Source organism: Paraburkholderia flagellata, from assembly GCF_021390645.1.
Lineage (GTDB): Bacteria > Pseudomonadota > Gammaproteobacteria > Burkholderiales > Burkholderiaceae > Paraburkholderia > Paraburkholderia flagellata.
Genome location: NZ_JAJEJT010000003.1, coordinates 453,569 through 470,475 on the forward strand (window position 1 = coordinate 453,569; position 16,907 = coordinate 470,475).

The 16,907-nt window shown below is 55.9% G+C and carries 14 protein-coding genes, 2 rRNA genes and 1 pseudogene; 8 read left to right on the forward strand and 9 right to left on the reverse strand.

Going from position 1 to position 16,907, the window contains the following annotated elements:
• Nucleotides 1–447: 447 nt before the first annotated feature.
• A complete protein-coding gene (locus L0U83_RS25645) occupies nt 448–1,137 on the forward strand; it encodes a DUF899 family protein (RefSeq protein WP_233886973.1) in 690 nt (229 codons plus the stop codon).
• Between the two features lie 408 nt (nt 1,138–1,545).
• Here the strand turns inward: L0U83_RS25645 and L0U83_RS25650 are convergent, their stop codons facing one another.
• From L0U83_RS25650 to L0U83_RS25660, 4 genes and pseudogenes are all read right to left on the reverse strand, one after another.
• On the reverse strand, nt 1,546–1,917 hold the full coding sequence (locus tag L0U83_RS25650) for a hypothetical protein (RefSeq protein ID WP_233886974.1): 372 nt from the start codon (nt 1,915–1,917) through the stop codon (nt 1,546–1,548).
• 40 nt (nt 1,918–1,957) lie between these two features.
• Nucleotides 1,958–2,239: pseudogene (locus L0U83_RS41055) on the reverse strand (hypothetical protein).
• Between the two features lie 6 nt (nt 2,240–2,245).
• Nucleotides 2,246–3,301, reverse strand: coding sequence for a hypothetical protein (locus L0U83_RS25655; RefSeq protein WP_233886975.1), 1,056 nt, complete (start codon nt 3,299–3,301; stop codon nt 2,246–2,248).
• 192 nt (nt 3,302–3,493) lie between these two features.
• On the reverse strand, nt 3,494–3,919 hold the full coding sequence (locus L0U83_RS25660; protein ID WP_233886976.1) for a LuxR C-terminal-related transcriptional regulator: 426 nt from the start codon (nt 3,917–3,919) through the stop codon (nt 3,494–3,496).
• 775 nt (nt 3,920–4,694) lie between these two features.
• Between L0U83_RS25660 and L0U83_RS25665 the strand changes: the two genes are divergently transcribed.
• The 7 genes from L0U83_RS25665 to L0U83_RS25695 all read left to right on the forward strand — a co-directional run bounded on the left by L0U83_RS25665 (nt 4,695) and on the right by L0U83_RS25695 (nt 9,846).
• Nucleotides 4,695–5,069, forward strand: a complete 375-nt coding sequence (locus tag L0U83_RS25665; RefSeq protein ID WP_233886977.1) for a hypothetical protein — start codon at nt 4,695–4,697, stop codon at nt 5,067–5,069.
• A 458-nt stretch (nt 5,070–5,527) separates the two neighbouring features.
• The gene (locus L0U83_RS25670) at nt 5,528–6,388 is read left to right on the forward strand and encodes a hypothetical protein (protein WP_233886978.1); all 861 of its coding nucleotides are present in this window, start codon (nt 5,528–5,530) and stop codon (nt 6,386–6,388) included.
• 50 nt (nt 6,389–6,438) lie between these two features.
• Entirely contained in the window at nt 6,439–6,960 is a 522-nt protein-coding gene (locus L0U83_RS25675; protein WP_233886979.1) for a hypothetical protein, read from the forward strand.
• A 273-nt stretch (nt 6,961–7,233) separates the two neighbouring features.
• The gene (gene cheY, locus L0U83_RS25680; protein WP_233886980.1) at nt 7,234–7,629 is read left to right on the forward strand and encodes a chemotaxis response regulator CheY; all 396 of its coding nucleotides are present in this window, start codon (nt 7,234–7,236) and stop codon (nt 7,627–7,629) included.
• Nucleotides 7,630–8,238: 609 nt separating this feature from the next.
• Entirely contained in the window at nt 8,239–8,676 is a 438-nt protein-coding gene (locus L0U83_RS25685) for a GNAT family N-acetyltransferase (RefSeq protein ID WP_233886981.1), read from the forward strand.
• 40 nt (nt 8,677–8,716) lie between these two features.
• Nucleotides 8,717–9,439, forward strand: coding sequence for a helix-turn-helix transcriptional regulator (locus L0U83_RS25690; protein WP_233886982.1), 723 nt, complete (start codon nt 8,717–8,719; stop codon nt 9,437–9,439).
• A gap of 32 nt (nt 9,440–9,471) precedes the next feature.
• A complete protein-coding gene (locus tag L0U83_RS25695; RefSeq protein WP_233886983.1) occupies nt 9,472–9,846 on the forward strand; it encodes a VOC family protein in 375 nt (124 codons plus the stop codon).
• 279 nt (nt 9,847–10,125) lie between these two features.
• On the opposite strand, the gene L0U83_RS25700 is transcribed toward L0U83_RS25695, so the two are convergent.
• The 5 genes from L0U83_RS25700 to L0U83_RS25720 form a co-directional block, all read right to left on the reverse strand.
• On the reverse strand, nt 10,126–10,572 hold the full coding sequence (locus tag L0U83_RS25700) for a MarR family winged helix-turn-helix transcriptional regulator (RefSeq protein ID WP_233886984.1): 447 nt from the start codon (nt 10,570–10,572) through the stop codon (nt 10,126–10,128).
• 26 nt (nt 10,573–10,598) lie between these two features.
• Nucleotides 10,599–12,485 carry an FAD-binding monooxygenase gene (locus tag L0U83_RS25705; protein ID WP_233886985.1) on the reverse strand — a complete coding sequence of 629 codons (1,887 nt, stop codon included), beginning with the start codon at nt 12,483–12,485 and terminating at the stop codon, nt 10,599–10,601.
• A gap of 160 nt (nt 12,486–12,645) precedes the next feature.
• Nucleotides 12,646–13,242, reverse strand: coding sequence for a porin (locus tag L0U83_RS25710; protein ID WP_233886986.1), 597 nt, complete (start codon nt 13,240–13,242; stop codon nt 12,646–12,648).
• 224 nt (nt 13,243–13,466) lie between these two features.
• Nucleotides 13,467–13,580: ribosomal RNA gene (rrf, locus tag L0U83_RS25715) — 5S ribosomal RNA — on the reverse strand.
• Between the two features lie 146 nt (nt 13,581–13,726).
• Nucleotides 13,727–16,607 (reverse strand): 23S ribosomal RNA (locus tag L0U83_RS25720).
• Nucleotides 16,608–16,907 lie beyond the last annotated feature (300 nt).

The window sequence follows — 16,907 nt, forward strand, 5'->3', positions numbered from 1 at the left end:
ATCCGGCCAAATCGCCACATACACACCTGCCTCGTCAGGTATCTGCCATCGGGCAACCAAAGTCGTGCACTGTTCGAAAGTTCCGTGAAGGTTATTGCCAAGCGGCTAACGCAGCAGACCGCTGGACGCTCGAGTCCGTCGGGTCGTCGGCTTCAGCGTACGTTTAGGTGTCGCAGTTCGTGAGGCAGCTTCATGTCGCTTTTCTGACATTCTGCGCTACAAACTACATGCTTTCGACCCTGAATAGACATTCGACGAAGCCTCGTGAACCTTCGCACTCCAGTGGAGAAAGCCAATCGCCCTTATCGGCCAGTATGTCCGAGCCGGCCTTGAGCGGCCATCGAGAGTACACTCGAATCGGGTTTCCCTGACCCGAGACTACATTGCGTCATCCGACGTGTCCGGGAGAGCAGGAAACCAAAATCCAGTTTCCCGGAGGAGCCGAATATGAGTGAACTACGGTATCCAAACGAAAGCAGAGAGTATCGCGATGCGCGTGACTTGTTGCTTAAAGAAGAACAAGAGCTTGTCGAAAAAGTGAGATCAGTCGCAAAAAAACGCCGAAATCTTCCTTCAGGCGGGCGGTTGAAAGCGGACTACGTCTTTGAGTGGGCTAACGATGGGAAAGTGGGCAAGACCGTGAAATTCTCCGAGCTATTTGGTGATAAAAACACCCTGATCCTTTACTCATTTATGTTCGGTCCGAACTGGGACAACCCCTGTCCGTCGTGTACGTCGCTCGTCGATGGTTTTGATCGCACCTGGTATCAGGTCACTCAACATGCCGCGTTCGTTGCAATTGCCAAAGCCCCGGCTGATCGAATCAATACATGGGCCAAACAACGTGGATGGTCGCAGATTGGACTGGTTTCCGGATCGGAATCCGCCTATCAAGCCGATTACAAATGCCAGGGAGACTCTGATGATATGCAATGGCCAGTAATGCACGTATTCAGAAGGCAGGATGGAGAGATTTTTCATTTCTGGGGAACTGAGTTGTCAGCGAATCATGTTGACACAGTGTGGCCGTATTGGAATCTCATGGACTTCACGCCCGAGGGCCGGCCCGACATTCCCACTCCGCCACAAAATTTCAGGTCCGAATACCTTGAAAAAAACTATCTGAACAAGGAGTAGCTGACGCATTCGGGGTACCCAAACACTGGGCTGTCGTTGGCGGATGTCTCAGCGCGACCCGTGTGAGGTGACATAGGCGTTCGACGAAAATGCCACGTCGATACGGTGCGCGATCGCCACCTGCTCGACGATTTCGGTCACGTGGATATTCATCACCTCCGTCCGGGCGACCTTTAAGCCGTTCCGACCCGGCAGCCTTTCGGCTGTCGGGTCGCCCCACCGTTTTCCCCGCCGCCTCCTGATACGGCATCACCGGTCTGCCGTATCTCCACCCTTCGTCTAACAAACTTTCGCAAACTTGGATTTGGAGTTGGCTAACTTTCGTCCGCGTCGCTCACCCTCTGTCCTACCTCGGGCTGGAAACGATGCAGAACAAAGACCGCGACCGTCGTCAGGTGCAACAGTTGCTTATTTGACTATATCCGGCAGTAGCTTCCTGGTCCTGATGTACCTGTCACTATCGCACCAAGTGAAAAGCACTTGGCCGCCTTCGTTATGCTTTTTGTAATCGATCTTTAGGTCATCCGGGCCGCTGACCTGCACCATGGTGGCATCTGGAAATGCCTTTGCGATTTGCTTTGATTTTCGCAACTCGTCAGCGTCGAATGCCACCCCAAACTCGCCTTTCGGGGTCCCGTGGAAGCCGTAATATACCGTTATCTTCCCAGCCTCTTTGATGTATTGCTCAACTGCCATCAGCTTTGGCACGAATCCATCAACGTCAGTTTGGCCGTCATTGGTGAAAACGTTTTTCGTGTAGCGGAGAATTTCGTCTGGCATGATTTACTCCTTGATTTAACGTATCTATAAAATTAACTGGCTAGTGAACTCTTGAGTTTTTCCTGGCAAACTCGGGATAGTCCGGGTCATTAGCGTTGAACTTCTTTGCGTACTTCGCAATGTGCTCTGGCGACACAAATCGAAATGTGTCAACGCGCTGTTCCTGTTCGTTCGATTCAGTCGCGCTCTTGTGGCACGGGGACTACGCCATCAACTCCATTTGTTTGCGATCAGCGAAAAACAAGCGGACTGATACTGCTGCAGCCCCCACGATTTCCTCGCAGATGAAAAGCAAGTGTGTTGAATGCCAGATGTGTCCCAAGTCCGATCACAACTCGACAGCGCGAGTCTGCCCCGGCCAGACACCCGTCATCTCGATCTCGCGACGGCCAGTCAGCCACTGACCTAACGGACTCGGCCAGTTGAAGCTGTAGTTGTCGCTATTCATGACACCCTGAAACTTCACGTTTGCATGAATGTTCGTCGCGCTCAGCGGAATGTTTCCCACTGTCTTTGAAATGCCACCAGTCAGTGAGAACTCATCGTTGCGTCGGCCCTGAGGAGTGTCGTAGCTGAGTTGGATGTGAGTGACGTAGGTGCAGCCCGGCTTGTTGTTGAAGAAGATCTCGAAAGCCCCGAGACGGGTGATCCAGTTAGGGATCAGCAGGGCTCCCTCGTACGACGCGACGGTATAGGCGATCGGGACAGTCCCCGGAGGGAGTTCCTCAGCCTTGAACGGCCACATATGCTGATCGACGCTCTTGTTCTGGTTGACCGACAGGAAGGAACCCTTACCGTTTGCGCCGCCCAGCATGTCATGAACCGCACCGGCCGAACCCGTCACCGAAAACGACGAACTGTTGTCCTGTGAGCCGACGTTCAATCCACTGTGCGCGTAGATTGTGCTGGTGATAACGCCGAAGCCCTGCGCGATGTTGCCACCGGATCCCATGCTTACCGATTGCGCCTGCTCAGCCAGCCACTTCAGCGCTTCCGGTTTTGAAAGTGCTGTCAGATCGCTGATGAAAGACTCCGACGCAATTCCAAATTCCGAGGCGATAGAGCCGACCGACGAAAATTCCCATTTGACCTCGACGCCGGCTGTGATCTTCGTTCCGGTATCTGGATCGGTACCGGACCCGTCAAGGTTCACATTGCTTTCCGTACGGTGCACGTTATTCGAAGACAGTTTCCATTGGTTCGGAACACCGCGAGTACCAATGGTGAGCCCCGGCATTTCGTCCTTGACCAGCGTGAAGTCGCCAGTGTCTGGCGTGATAATTCCCACTGCGCCCGGTTTGAGCTTCGGCGAAAGCGTCCAGTTACCCCAATAAGCCGGACGCCCGTTACGCAAAAGATCGGTGAATGCGCGATTCCAGTTCATGATTGCCCTCGGAGATAGAAACAACGTTTGGTTACGCGGCAGGAGGAAACACCTGCCGCTGGAACCAGTGTTGTTCTTTCGAGGGACTTGCGATATTACTCAGAGTGCGTACGTTGAACGTTTTGATTCCTGCTTCAATGCGATCAATTATTGCAGCCATCGATGCCGGATTGATTGGTCGAGTCGGGCGGACTACTTTCCGACGTCCTTGTCCGAAATTTCAATTGACATTTTCATCAACGATGCAAGCGTTCGTGCGTGCGTCTTGCGCTTGATGTTTTCCAGATGCTTGCTAACCGTCCTTGGACTGATCCCGAGATTTCGCGCGATTTGCTTGCTTGTCCGACCAAGCGACAGTTCTCTCAGGATTTCCCTTTCCCGACCGGTCAGATCATCGAAGCTCACAGGAGCCGTCTCGATGGGCACGACGGCTGATCGGCTAATCGCAAAGGACACCAACTGAGTCGTGGTATGCAATTCGAATTTTTTTGAAATATTGTTTCTGTGCTTCTGAACCGTGAACGCGGTAATTCCCAGTTCGCTTGCAATGAGCGTCGTGCTCTTGCCTTCGGCAATCAAAACGACGATCTGTGCTTCGCGCCTCGTCAGTTTTGACATCCAGCTTGCGCCGCGTCTTTACTAATGCGTTTTCGAGTCCCGACCCCGTTGTCCGTCTACCCCTGACGAAGGCTCAAAAGCTACTTAAAGGTGAAAGATATACGCGACAGGCGAATGACCGAATAGCGAGTGCACCAGCACCGCGCTTTTCTGAACCTGAGCAGGTTGGTCCCGACCTTCGCGCCGAACCTTTGCACCCCTGTGCACGAGATTTCGTGCGAGGTCACTACACTTCGCGTGGCTCTCTCACGGCTTCCCGGTTGATTCGCATCTTTGGACCAAACAGGGCGCTTGCCGGCTAGATAGCATCTACTGGCGGTGGATTAGGACCCGCTCCGCATATCGTTGAACTCCCTGCTGAAGAGAATTCGCGCACGCTTACGGAGATCAGCGGAGACCTTTTCGAAGGGGCTGCGTCAGTCGCGCTTTGACCTGTGTAAGGCAGTTAGGGCACTTCCCGAGGGAGCGGGCCGTTGGGCCATCCTCTACATGGCGGGCATGTGATCCGAAGACGACATTCTCCTAACGGTTTCTTTCGTGAGACTGGCGTCTTGTGCGTTCCTCGCACCGGCGCCGAGGCTGACGTATTCGATCCCAGTGTTTGCACTGCGGCCATTTAGTTTCTACACTCTGTAGCGTACCTACATGACTTGCATATTGGAAACGGTTGTTGAGCATCAGGGAATCACAGTCGTCTTGCTGCCTGAAGCGATGAACGAACGGTGAACGACCGTTCTTTGCTGAAAAATTCGGATTGTCAAACGGGGGACTATTCATGGCAGACCCTAACACTCAGGTAAGCCTTTCCGTTGCCGTCGTTCAGCCTGTCGGCCAGCTAGCGAGGCCCGTTTCGGTGTTGGCGCTGATATTTCGATTTCGAGTTCAAATTGAGACGCTGCTAAATAAAGTAGCTACGATGAAGTTGGCAGGCGCGGAAATCATCTTTCAAGAGACCGTCGACGAGCTTCCTCCCGAAAATCCCTCAGCCCCCACGAAAATGACAACCGGACCGGATGGATTCTTGACCTTCGAAACACTTAAGGCGCTCATGCAGAACTCAGGACTTCTTGACAAAGGTGAATCCGTAAAATCGATGCTTCAGTTTTTTCAGACAGCAAAACGACGGACATGGCTAATGTTTTTCGGGTAGACCGTTTTTGTCGCGTTGGACGATGAGTCGACCCGCATGAAGGTCAACGTCATTAAGATTACTTCGAGTCGTCAAAAGCGCTGCCTTTCCGTTGGTATTACAGTGTCGTGCTCTCCCCGTCGACATATTCTTTGAAGGTGGCCATTCAAAAACTCGTCGACCATTAGATAACGTGTGACGTTCATTGAATATATCTGCCAGTTCTCCGGGATTCTTGAGCGGCGCAGGTTACGGCCGACCCAGTATCGTTGGCAACCGAAAGATAACAAACGATTGCCAACGCAAACAAAGACAATCGGTCCGGGGCACGGAGCGCCAGCGTTAAAGAGCGAAGCACGCACGGTCGAGCTGGACTGGACTGGGCGCCATAACGTACGGCAGGTGGCGCGCGTGATTTGTTCTGCTGTGCGTTTCCATCACCGGGCATACGCGGCCCGACCTTCTAGCGAGCGCAAACCATGCACCCGGACCTGATCAACGCCTTGACCATCATTGGCGCCATTTCCCCCGTTGGCCGCCTGAAAATCGAAGCCAAATTGCGCGATCTGTCGCAGCAGGAACAGTTGCAGATCGTCGCCTTGATCAAAAGTGCCGATAACCTCGCGTATTTCTGGCAGGGCAGCTGGGTGCAGGCGGCGCGCGCCTGGCTGCTGGTCCGTGTGGTCGAGTGGATCGCGCTGGGCTCGTTCCTGCCGCCTAATGACCAGACGCAGATGATTGGGTGGGTCGGGCAGCTGCGCACTATGGCAGAAACGGCGGTGCGCCAGCAGTTGCGTAACCTGGTTACCGGCCGCGCGACGCTGGATGCACTGGCGCTGGCGCAGTGCAATCTCGACCGGCAGGCATGGCAGCCGGACCTGGCCTTTACTGAACCGTTAAAGCACAACGACAAGAAGTTTTGCTATCTCGTCCATGCCATGCGCCCGAGTACCGGGTTGCTCGCGCCGTCCAAGGACACGCTCAAAATGCATGAGTACACGGTGAAGAAGCTGGGTCGTTTCATCGAGAAGGGCAGCGACGGCTCGCTAACGCTGAAATCTGCCGAGCTTTACCTGAGCACCCCCAGCACGATCGAAGCCGAGATGCTCAGTTGCTCGCTGATCTGCGAAAACCGCAAGAAGCTATATGGCAACTTCAGCTTCGGTTTCATCCTCAAGGCACCGAGCACCAATATCTGCATCGCTAGCCCGAGTGATTTGGCGATTTCGAACTCCCAGGCGCGTGCCGCTGTGCTGGCCATGCAGCCCACGCCTTTGGACCGGCTGGTGCAGGTAGACGCTTTCCTGGAGTCGCTGCTTGGCCTGTTCAGCAGCCGCTGAAGTCGCCGTCGCAAATCCTGGCGCTCAGTTCGCCCACTGGGCACAACGAAGTGGTGGTGCTGGGCTTCGCGGGGACGGCCCGGGTGAAGATCGCCGGCATCTTCGTCAAGGTCAACAGCAAGAACATGCTATGGCAGTCCTTCGTGAATGACGATGCCACACACTGCCTGCGCGGCATGATTCTGAAGTGTGCCGACATGTGTCACGTGCCCATCGTGCCGATTCAGGACGATAACGACAAATGCCACGGTTCGGAGATCAGCTTCGACGAATGGCTGGAAGGGAAGAAGACCTCGCCCAAGCCCGAAAGCAGTCCGTCGCTCCAGGCGACTCCTTCGGTGTCGATCGCCGGTTCCGGGTCGCTGGTGGTTGGTGACACGATTTCGGTCTACCGCGATCGGGACCTTACCCGCGAATATGACATGATCGCCATCCGTCAGGACGCCCGGATGTACTTGCAGCAAGGCATGTCTCCTGAACAGGTGCACCGGCGCTTGCACGATCAGGGTGGGTTGCCGCATCAGGTGGTGGAGCGTGTGCTGGAGTCGCTAGGGCATCGCAATTACATATGAGCGGTGTGGCGCGCCGGCGTCATTTCCGGCGGATGGGTCGGTCTGCTGGACGGCCATTTCCGCGCGCTTACACAGCACTCCAGAACCTCCACTCATTACGTCACAGCAAGAGCGCATTGGATGGCAAGTGATGCCTTCCCGAAGTACGGTCAGCCCCATCATCGTGCCGACTTAGCTGCGATACCGATACTTTGACCACTCGGACACTAAAGTTTCAAGCCAGACTGCCGTAAGGCCGGTTTGGGTTCCCGGCGCTAAAACGTGCGGAGTGGTATGAACAAGAGTATGAGAATTCTGGTGGTGGATGACTTTCCGACGATGCGTCGAATTGTCCGCACCATGTTGAGGGATCTGGGTTATACGAACGTCCATGAGGCGGAGGACGGCATGATGGGGCTTGCGCATCTGCGTGCGAGCCCCTTCGATTTTGTGATTACCGACTGGAACATGCCTAACCTCAACGGGCTTGAGATGCTGAAGGAGATTCGCGCAGATGCAAGGCTCACACATCTTCCGGTGCTGATGGTTACCGCCGAGTCAAAGAAGGAAAACATCATCGCAGCGGCTCAGGCCGGTGCGAACGGCTACGTAGTCAAGCCGTTTCCCGCGTCCCTCCTGGACGAGAAGCTAAGCCGAATTGTCGAGAAAATGGGCAAGACTGGAAAGTGAAATGAACGAAGCCGCGAGGCAGCCAGATCAGGAAAGCAGCAGCGACGCCCTGAAGATGAAGTCTGGGTGGAGGCTGATCAAGCTTGGCGGGGAGGCATCGTCGTTTCAGCAGCCCGGGCGCAGAGGCGGACGGCTACCTGGGAAGCGACGACGGGTGCGCAGCCGGTGAGGACGGCGTGGGAGGCGAAGGCAACGAGTGCAGCCGCCGACAGCCGTTCGGCAATCGCGAGGAACTACAGACGGCGACTCCGAGGACGGGGAACGTTCTGAGCAACGGAGCTCAGCCCCATCGTTTCGATCACTGGTGCAATACCGAAACGCATGGTCCGACTTAGCCACTGTCTCTTCCTCGCTCCATAGCAGCCGAGGGCGCACCACTCCCGTACGGCTCAATCGGCTCTGCGGCCGCATCAAGCAGCAGTCGTTAAGGCTTTCGATGCCTGCCATCGGCCGCAGGAATGTGCATGCCACCGCGCATGTCGGCAGGCGTCGAATACACCTCAACGGGACGTGCCGGATGCATCGGACAGGACGCGGCCACAATCGGACGGTCGACAACGTGCTGGAGATCGTCAACAATCGCCGGGAAGCCACTGACGACCGGTACGAATGGAAAAACTCGAAGTCACTCTGCGCGCAGCGACCCCTGCTGACGAGCCGTTTCTGTTTGCTTTGCGCAGAGCGACGATGAACGAGCACCTGGAACGTGCTGGCGAGTCGACCGACGAGCACGTTCATTGGGAGCGTCTTCGCTATCGCTACAACGACGCTTACATAGTCTGTTGTGGGTCAGAAAGACTCGGACTTTTCAAATTCTTTCGGGACCCGGATGCATGGACCATCGTGCAGATCCAGATCTTGCCAAGCTATCAGGGTCGCGGCATCGCGGACCATCTGATCGGTGAGTTTTTACGACAGGCAGACGGCGCCGGTGTACCCGTCAAGCTAAGCGTTTTGAAAGGAAATCGGGCGATGAATCTTTACGAAAGATTTGGGTTTCAGGTAGTCGATGCAACTGACACGTCGTTAGAAATGAGGCGTGGGTAGCGTCGTCGATGTACCTCAGTGCCGATATCAGGATTCACATATGTCCCGCTCCGAACGTCTCCTTCATCTCCTGCAAGTATTACGTCGTTATCGACGTCCCGTGCGTGGTCAAGCCCTCGCCGAAGAGCTCGGCGTGAGCATCCGTACGCTATACCGCGACATCGCCAGTTTGCAGGCGCAAGGAGCAATGATCGAAGGGGAGCCAGGCGTTGGCTACGTCATGAAACCGGGTTTCATGCTGCCGCCCATGATGTTCCGCTCAGAGGAACTCGATGCCTTGATTCTTGGCATGCGCTGGGTGGCCGATCGCTGCGACAAGACGCTATCGTCCGGTGCGCTGAGTACGCTTGCGAAGATAGCAGCCGTATTGCCGGCTGAACTCCGTCGTGAACTGGAGGAATCTTCGCTTCTAGTCGGCGCGCCGTTGAAGAGACATGCCCACAACGTCTCGTCTGACCTTCTGCGTGCCGCAGTCCGAGCAGAGCATAAACTCAGCATTACATACGTAGACGCCAGCGGTTTTCAATCGCAGCGTGTCGTTTGGCCCTTTGCCTTAGTGTATTTCGACCAGGCGAGGGTCCTGATGTGTTGGTGTGAGCTTCGAGCTGATTTTCGGAATTTTCGTTCGGATCGGATCTCGAGCGTCGAGCAGTTGGAAGAGCGCTACCCCAAACGGCGGTCAACACTGCTTCGTGAGTGGCGTAGGCTCAATCAAGTTGCCAGCCGCACAATACTGCCAGAATCTGACAGTATTGACCATTAGACTGAGCTTCCTTTCTTGGCGAGGAGCTCAAAATGAAGTTCGCATCGGTTCGTGTTGTTACCCGGGATATCGATGGGCTGGTGGAGTTTTATCAAAGGCTTTCCGGTATCGAGGCTGTCCGTCCGGCTGATGGATTCGCCGAAATGCGGTTCGAGGGAGCGACGCTTGCGATTTCGTCTGAGCATCTGATCGCGCTTTTCAATGTCGGTGCTGCCACTGCGGCTGCAAATCAATCGGCGATCCTGGAGTTCGAAGTGGAGGACGTTGACGCGGTGTTCGAACGGATGAATGCGTCCTGGACAAACATCGTGATGCCGACGACGTTGATGCCGTGGGGCAATCGCTCGCTTTTGCTGCGTGACCCTGACGGGAATCTCGTCAATATATTTTCTCGTCCCCGGCGTTGAGGAAACCCGCTGTCACGACTGCGTCGTTGTTTGTCCGTTCGCGAGCGGCGGCTCGAGGAAGACGCGACCGTCCCTTGAGGTTCAACTTGAGCCGGCCGCATCGGGCAGCAGTCGACCACAACCCGCCAGTCGATGAAACGTGTCGTTGGAACGGCTGCATGACTTCGGTACCTGACGGACGCGCTGCGTGTGCAAATTGTGCCCCGGTCGACGCGCCGGGATCGGGACGTCTTGCCTTTCACCATTCTTTTGATGTGCCTGAACGCTCGCGCGTTGCACTTATACCGATGGCGGCAAGATTGCCAAAAGCAAGCGCCGCAACTCCAGACGTTCCTCCGCCGTGAGCCTTGCAGTGAGAATGTGCTCAACCTCCTCTACATGCGGACGTAAGGTCGTGAGTTGCTTCTTGCCGGCCGCAGTCAGGAACAGCACATAGCTGCGCCTGTCGACAGGATCGTCAGAGCGCCGAACCAGACCGTTGCGAACCATACGCGCGACGAGATCGGCGATGGTCGAGCGGTCCACATCGAGATCGTCCCCAAGCTGCCGTTGATTAATTCCCGGCTTTTCCTGCAGGACCTCGAGCGCCGCGTACTGCACGCTCGTGATCTCCGCGGAGACTTCGCTCAGCCATACCGCTACATGACGCTGCTGGGCGCGGCGCACGAGGCTGCCGGTGAATTTCGCGAGGGCCTGGGGGGGCTCGACGGGCTTGTCGGGTGTCATCGCCAATTTTGCATATTCGTGAGGGTTCAACGCATGCGGAATATCGGCCGGAAAAAGGCATGCAATTCCGCGTAGGCGTCCAGTGGCAGAACATGGGCGACGTATTGATCGGGACGGACCACCACGAGCGCGCCGCGTTCGCGGTCAATGCTGCGGACGTCGAAGATATCAGCCGCCGCGTCGCTCGTAAATGTTTTCTCGTAGTCGACGAGGCCGTAGCGCCCCTTTTTCGGCAGCAGGAGATCGGGCAGCGATTCCACTCGCACTTCGCGATGCGGCTGCTGCAACACGGCGCGCAGATCGAGCACGCTGTCGATATCAGCGCCCTCTGGCGTGGCGAGACGGAGAGCCGAATCGGGCGCAGAGAAGAGCTGCTCGCACAGCGCATTAAGCGCTTCCCCGCGTGCGTCCGCGAACGCGTAGAGTCGCCAGCGGCCGTCAGCGCGCGCAGCGTGGCCGAGATGGACAGGCTTCGCGTCCGCGAGACGAATCACAGGTGCCGAGTGAAACCGCGTGCCGATCAAGAAGCCGCTGGCGAGCGCCTGATGCGTCGCCTCGCCCGTGAGCGTGCCGGGCCGGTAACGCGTCGCCACGCCCGCAGTATATCGACCCGCACGGACGAAATACGCCTGCAATTCAGCGGGATCGACACCGCCCGCTTCCGGCCGGTTCGGGTCCTTCGGCGGTGCGGCCATCATCGCCGACCACTCCTTGTCGAAATCGATCAGCTCTTGCGCAATGGGTTGGCGCTCGTCAGAATAGGTGCGCAGCAGATCCGCGTGGCTGCGCCCTTCCAGTACCGCGCCAAGCTTCCAGCCAAGATTGAAGCCGTCCTGCATCGACACATTCATGCCCTGACCGGCCTTTGCGCTATGCGTGTGACAGGCGTCGCCCGCGATGAACACACGCGGCTCGCGTGAGCTCGCGTCGGCGTCGTCGAAGCGGTCGGTTAAACGCTGTCCAACTTCATACACCGAGAACCATGCGACCTCCTTCACCTCCAGTGTGTAGGGTTGCAGAATCCGCTGCGCCGTTTCGATGATGCGATCGACTGAGGTCTGCTTGATGCTATCGCGATTCTCTGGCGTGACCTCGCCGAGATCGACGTAGAAGCGCACGAGATAACCGCCCTCGCGCGGAATGATGAGCAGATTGCCTTTGCTTGCCGATTGAATAGCCGCTTTGAGCCGGATGTCCGGAAAGTCGGTGACGGCGAGCGCATCCATCACACCCCATGCATGATTGGCGGCGTCGCCGCGCAGCGTTTGCCCGATGGACGCACGCACGCGGCTGCGCGCGCCATCGCAGCCCACCACGTAGCGAGCACGAATGACGACTGTTTCTCCCTCTCGCGCTTCATCCGTGCAGCGCAGCGTGACGCGCACAGGATATTCGCCCTCGTCTTCGCGCACGAGATCGATGACTTCAAGCCCATAGTCGGGTTCGAGGCGATGCGAGGAGCAACGCATCACATCGAGCAGATACTCCTGAATGCGCGCCTGATTAACGATGACGTGCGGAAACTCCGACAAACCTGCTTCGGTGTCCTGAACACGACCGGTACGCTTGATCGCGCCCCGGTCAAGTGCGTCGGGCCGCCAGAACACCGTTTCGTTGACCCAGTACGCCTCGCTCAGCAGGCGATCGCTGAGCCCGAACGCTTCGAACATTTCGACGGTCCGACACGCTACGCCGTCTGCCTGCCCCATCTGCAACGGCCCATCGCGGCGCTCGATCACGCGCGTTTTGATCGTCGGGAATTGCGAAAGCTGCGCCGCCAGGACGAGTCCTGCGGGACCGCTTCCGACGATCAGCACGTCGACGGCGTCGGGTGGCAGGCTGTGGGCAGCGCCTTCGGCGGCCGGTTCAATCGTCGGGTCGCCAGCGCGGAAGCCGTTGAGATGGAACTGCATGTTGTCTTCCTCCATTCGGTGCATATCGTCGTGATGGCAAATATACTCCGTACACCAACTATTTAAAAGTACTTCGCGGCCGCGCTAATGTTTACCCTGGTTCTCGGACGCGCCCCGGGAGTCGCTTCGCTGCCGTGACGAGATTCGGGCGTGGGAACCCCTATTGTTTCAAGATGCGATCGCGGACACGTATCAAGCGACCCGCAGCATTAAGAAGCGGTACGGAGGCCGCGACGCCGCCAGGCGAATAGAGCGCGCCAGCGGACAAGCCCGCGAACACGGGCGACTGGTACTTGATGGAGTTCCAAGTCGGAATGCCACTGGTTCGGCTCCAGTCGAACCACCCCGTTGGATTCTGCGGAATATTGAGTTTCTGGAAGGGGCCAGCTACGAAGTTGTAGAGACCACCAGAGAAAACAGCTGGAGCGTTTCCCGCCTCGGTTAGTGACGTATACATGAAATCGTAGACGTTACCGAGCGTCAGCTTGCCGAGACGCGCGTCGTCAAGGCCGACCCAGGCGTTGCGGCCGAACAGGCCCTGCTGCAGCTTTGCGTCGGTGCCAAGCTGAAACTGGTTTTCCAGCTTGAAGATCACTTTCGTCCCGCCACCCAGGTCCTCGGCACCCGTGATACCAAAGAGGTTCGGGTTGTAGATCCCATCGTCGAACCTGCGGTACCCGCGCCGATCGGCGCAATCGCCTGGTACAACAAGCAGGTTCCACTTGCGACCGCCTTTTCGTGGATGAGCCGTCGGCAAAGAATGTGCGTACCGAGAGTAGGAAGCCTTCTTCCTCGGAATCTGCGCCGCATTTGCCTCGTAATCCTCAATTAATCAAAAAGGACCCCATACCGTGTTGTGGCGAAGCGTACGCAGAGGTACCGTGTGTGAAGCGCGCAAAATTCAGGATTTACGACGCCCAAACGCCAGAACCCCGGTTCTCTTTCGGAGACACCGGGGTTCTGGACGTTACAGCATGAGGAGCCTGACGATTACCTACTTTCACACGGGCAATCCGCACTATCATCGGCGTGGAGTTGTTTCACGGTCCTGTTCGGGATGGGAAGGGGTGGGACCAACTCGCTATGGTCATCAGGCATGACGGGTTGCTGCGTCGCCTTTGGAGGCGCCACAGCCAATCTGGAAGAAGCGTAAAGAGGGTGTTGCTGAATTGGGGTTGTGTTGTTTGAATCGGCACAACACGTGATCACTCAACCATGCGTGTCTGAAACACACCTGTTATAGGATCAAGCCTTACGGGCAATTAGTATCAGTTAGCTTAACGCATTACTGCGCTTCCACACCTGACCTATCAACGTCCTGGTCTCGAACGACCCTTCAAGGGGATCTAGTCCCCGGGGAAGTCTCATCTTGAGGCGAGTTTCCCGCTTAGATGCTTTCAGCGGTTATCTCTTCCGAACATAGCTACCCGGCGATGCGACTGGCGTCACAACCGGTACACCAGAGGTTCGTCCACTCCGGTCCTCTCGTACTAGGAGCAGGCCCCCTCAAACTTCCAGCGCCCACGGCAGATAGGGACCAAACTGTCTCACGACGTTTTAAACCCAGCTCACGTACCTCTTTAAATGGCGAACAGCCATACCCTTGGGACCGGCTACAGCCCCAGGATGAGATGAGCCGACATCGAGGTGCCAAACACCGCCGTCGATATGAACTCTTGGGCGGTATCAGCCTGTTATCCCCAGAGTACCTTTTATCCGTTGAGCGATGGCCCTTCCATACAGAACCACCGGATCACTATGACCTGCTTTCGCACCTGTTCGACTTGTGAGTCTCACAGTCAAGCACGCTTATGCCATTGCACTATCAGCACGATTTCCGACCGTACCTAGCGTACCTTCGTACTCCTCCGTTACCCTTTGGGAGGAGACCGCCCCAGTCAAACTGCCTACCATGCACTGTCCCCGATCCGGATCACGGACCAAGGTTAGAACCTCAAACAGATCAGGGTGGTATTTCAAGGACGGCTCCATGCAGACTAGCGTCCACACTTCACAGCCTCCCACCTATCCTACACAAACCGGTTCAAAGTCCAATGCAAAGCTACAGTAAAGGTTCATGGGGTCTTTCCGTCTAGCCGCGGGGAGATTGCATCATCACAAACACTTCAACTTCGCTGAGTCTCGGGAGGAGACAGTGTGGCCATCGTTACGCCATTCGTGCAGGTCGGAACTTACCCGACAAGGAATTTCGCTACCTTAGGACCGTTATAGTTACGGCCGCCGTTTACCGGGACTTCAATCAAGAGCTTGCACCCCATCATTTAATCTTCCGGCACCGGGCAGGCGTCACACCCTATACGTCCACTTTCGTGTTTGCAGAGTGCTGTGTTTTTATTAAACAGTCGCAGCCACCAGTTTATTGCAACCCCTTCACCCTTCTGGCGCAGGCCAGTCAAGCTACAGGGGCGTACCTTATCCCGAAGTTACGGTACCAATTTGCCGAGTTCCTTCTCCCGAGTTCTCTCAAGCGCCTTAGAATACTCATCTCGCCCACCTGTGTCGGTTTGCGGTACGGTCACTGCTGAACTGAAGCTTAGAGGCTTTTCTTGGAACCACTTCCAGTTGCTTCGTCTCCTGAGAGACTGGCCTCACACCCTTGAATTCCGCGCCCGGATTTGCCAAAGCGCCTTCTCCAATGCAAGGACCGGGACTTCCAACACCCGGACAACCTTCCGCGATCCGTCCCCCCATCGCATTCAACAATGGTGCAGGAATATTGACCTGCTTCCCATCAGCTACGCATTTCTGCCTCGCCTTAGGGGCCGACTCACCCTACGCCGATGAACGTTGCGTAGGAAACCTTGGGCTTACGGCGAGGGGGCCTTTCACCCCCTTTATCGCTACTCATGTCAGCATTCGCACTTCCGATACCTCCAGCACGCTTTTCAACGCACCTTCGCAGGCTTACGGAACGCTCTCCTACCATGCGAGACTAGCTCGCATCCGCAGCTTCGGTATATGACTTAGCCCCGTTACATCTTCCGCGCAGGACGACTCGATCAGTGAGCTATTACGCTTTCTTTAAAGGGTGGCTGCTTCTAAGCCAACCTCCTGACTGTTTTAGCCTTCCCACTTCGTTTCCCACTTAGTCATATTTGGGGACCTTAGCTGGCGGTCTGGGTTGTTTCCCTCTTGACACCGGACGTTAGCACCCGATGTCTGTCTCCCGTGATTGCACTCTTCGGTATTCGGAGTTTGCTATGGCGAAGTAATCCGCAATGGACCCTTCAACCATGACAGTGCTCTACCCCCGAAGGTGATACACGAGGCACTACCTAAATAGTTTTCGGAGAGAACCAGCTATTTCCAGGTTTGTTTAGCCTTTCACCCCTATCCACAGCTCATCCCCTAACTTTTCAACGTTAGTGGGTTCGGTCCTCCAGCACGTGTTACCGTGCCTTCAACCTGGCCATGGATAGATCACCTGGTTTCGGGTCTACACCCAGCGACTGAACGCCCTGTTCGGACTCGCTTTCGCTACGCCTGCCCTATTCGGTTAAGCTTGCCACTGAATGTAAGTCGCTGACCCATTATACAAAAGGTACGCCGTCACCCCTTGCGAGGCTCCGACTGTTTGTATGCATGCGGTTTCAGGATCTATTTCACTCCCCTCCCGGGGTTCTTTTCGCCTTTCCCTCACGGTACTGGTTCACTATCGGTCGATCACGAGTATTTAGCCTTGGAGGATGGTCCCCCCATCTTCAGACAGGATTTCACGTGTCCCGCCCTACTTGTCGCATCCCTAGTTCTTCCAATCTGTTTTCGCCTACGGGGCTATCACCCACTATGGCCGCACTTTCCAGAGCGTTTGGCTAACAGTTCAGATAAAGAATGCAGGCTGGTCCCATTTCGCTCGCCACTACTTTGGGAATCTCGGTTGATTTCTTTTCCTGCGGCTACTTAGATGTTTCAGTTCGCCGCGTTCGCTTCACATGACCTATGTATTCAGTCATGGATACTCCATTCGGAGTGGGTTTCCCCATTCGGATATCGGTGGATCAAAGCTTGTTTGCCAGCTCCCCACCGCTTTTCGCAGGCTACCGCGTCCTTCATCGCCTGTGATCGCCAAGGCATCCACCACATGCACTTGTTCGCTTGACCCTATAACGGGTGTGTCTCCTGCGCAATTGCTTGCGTCGGTTCACACGCGCTACAGGTTGAGTATTCGTGTTGCGCCGTATTTCAAGGCAATCTTTCGATCACTTAAAAATACTTTCGATACAATCACAACCCTGATTCACCTACTCATGCCCATCTCTAGACATTTTTGGATGAATCTCTTTACTACTTCTTCCTGATTGTTAAAGAACGACAGCCGATATTTTCATATCGCTCTGACTGGCTCAATCGCCAATGCGAAGTGTTCTGCATCATTGCTGCAGAACGCTGTGCATTGGGAAT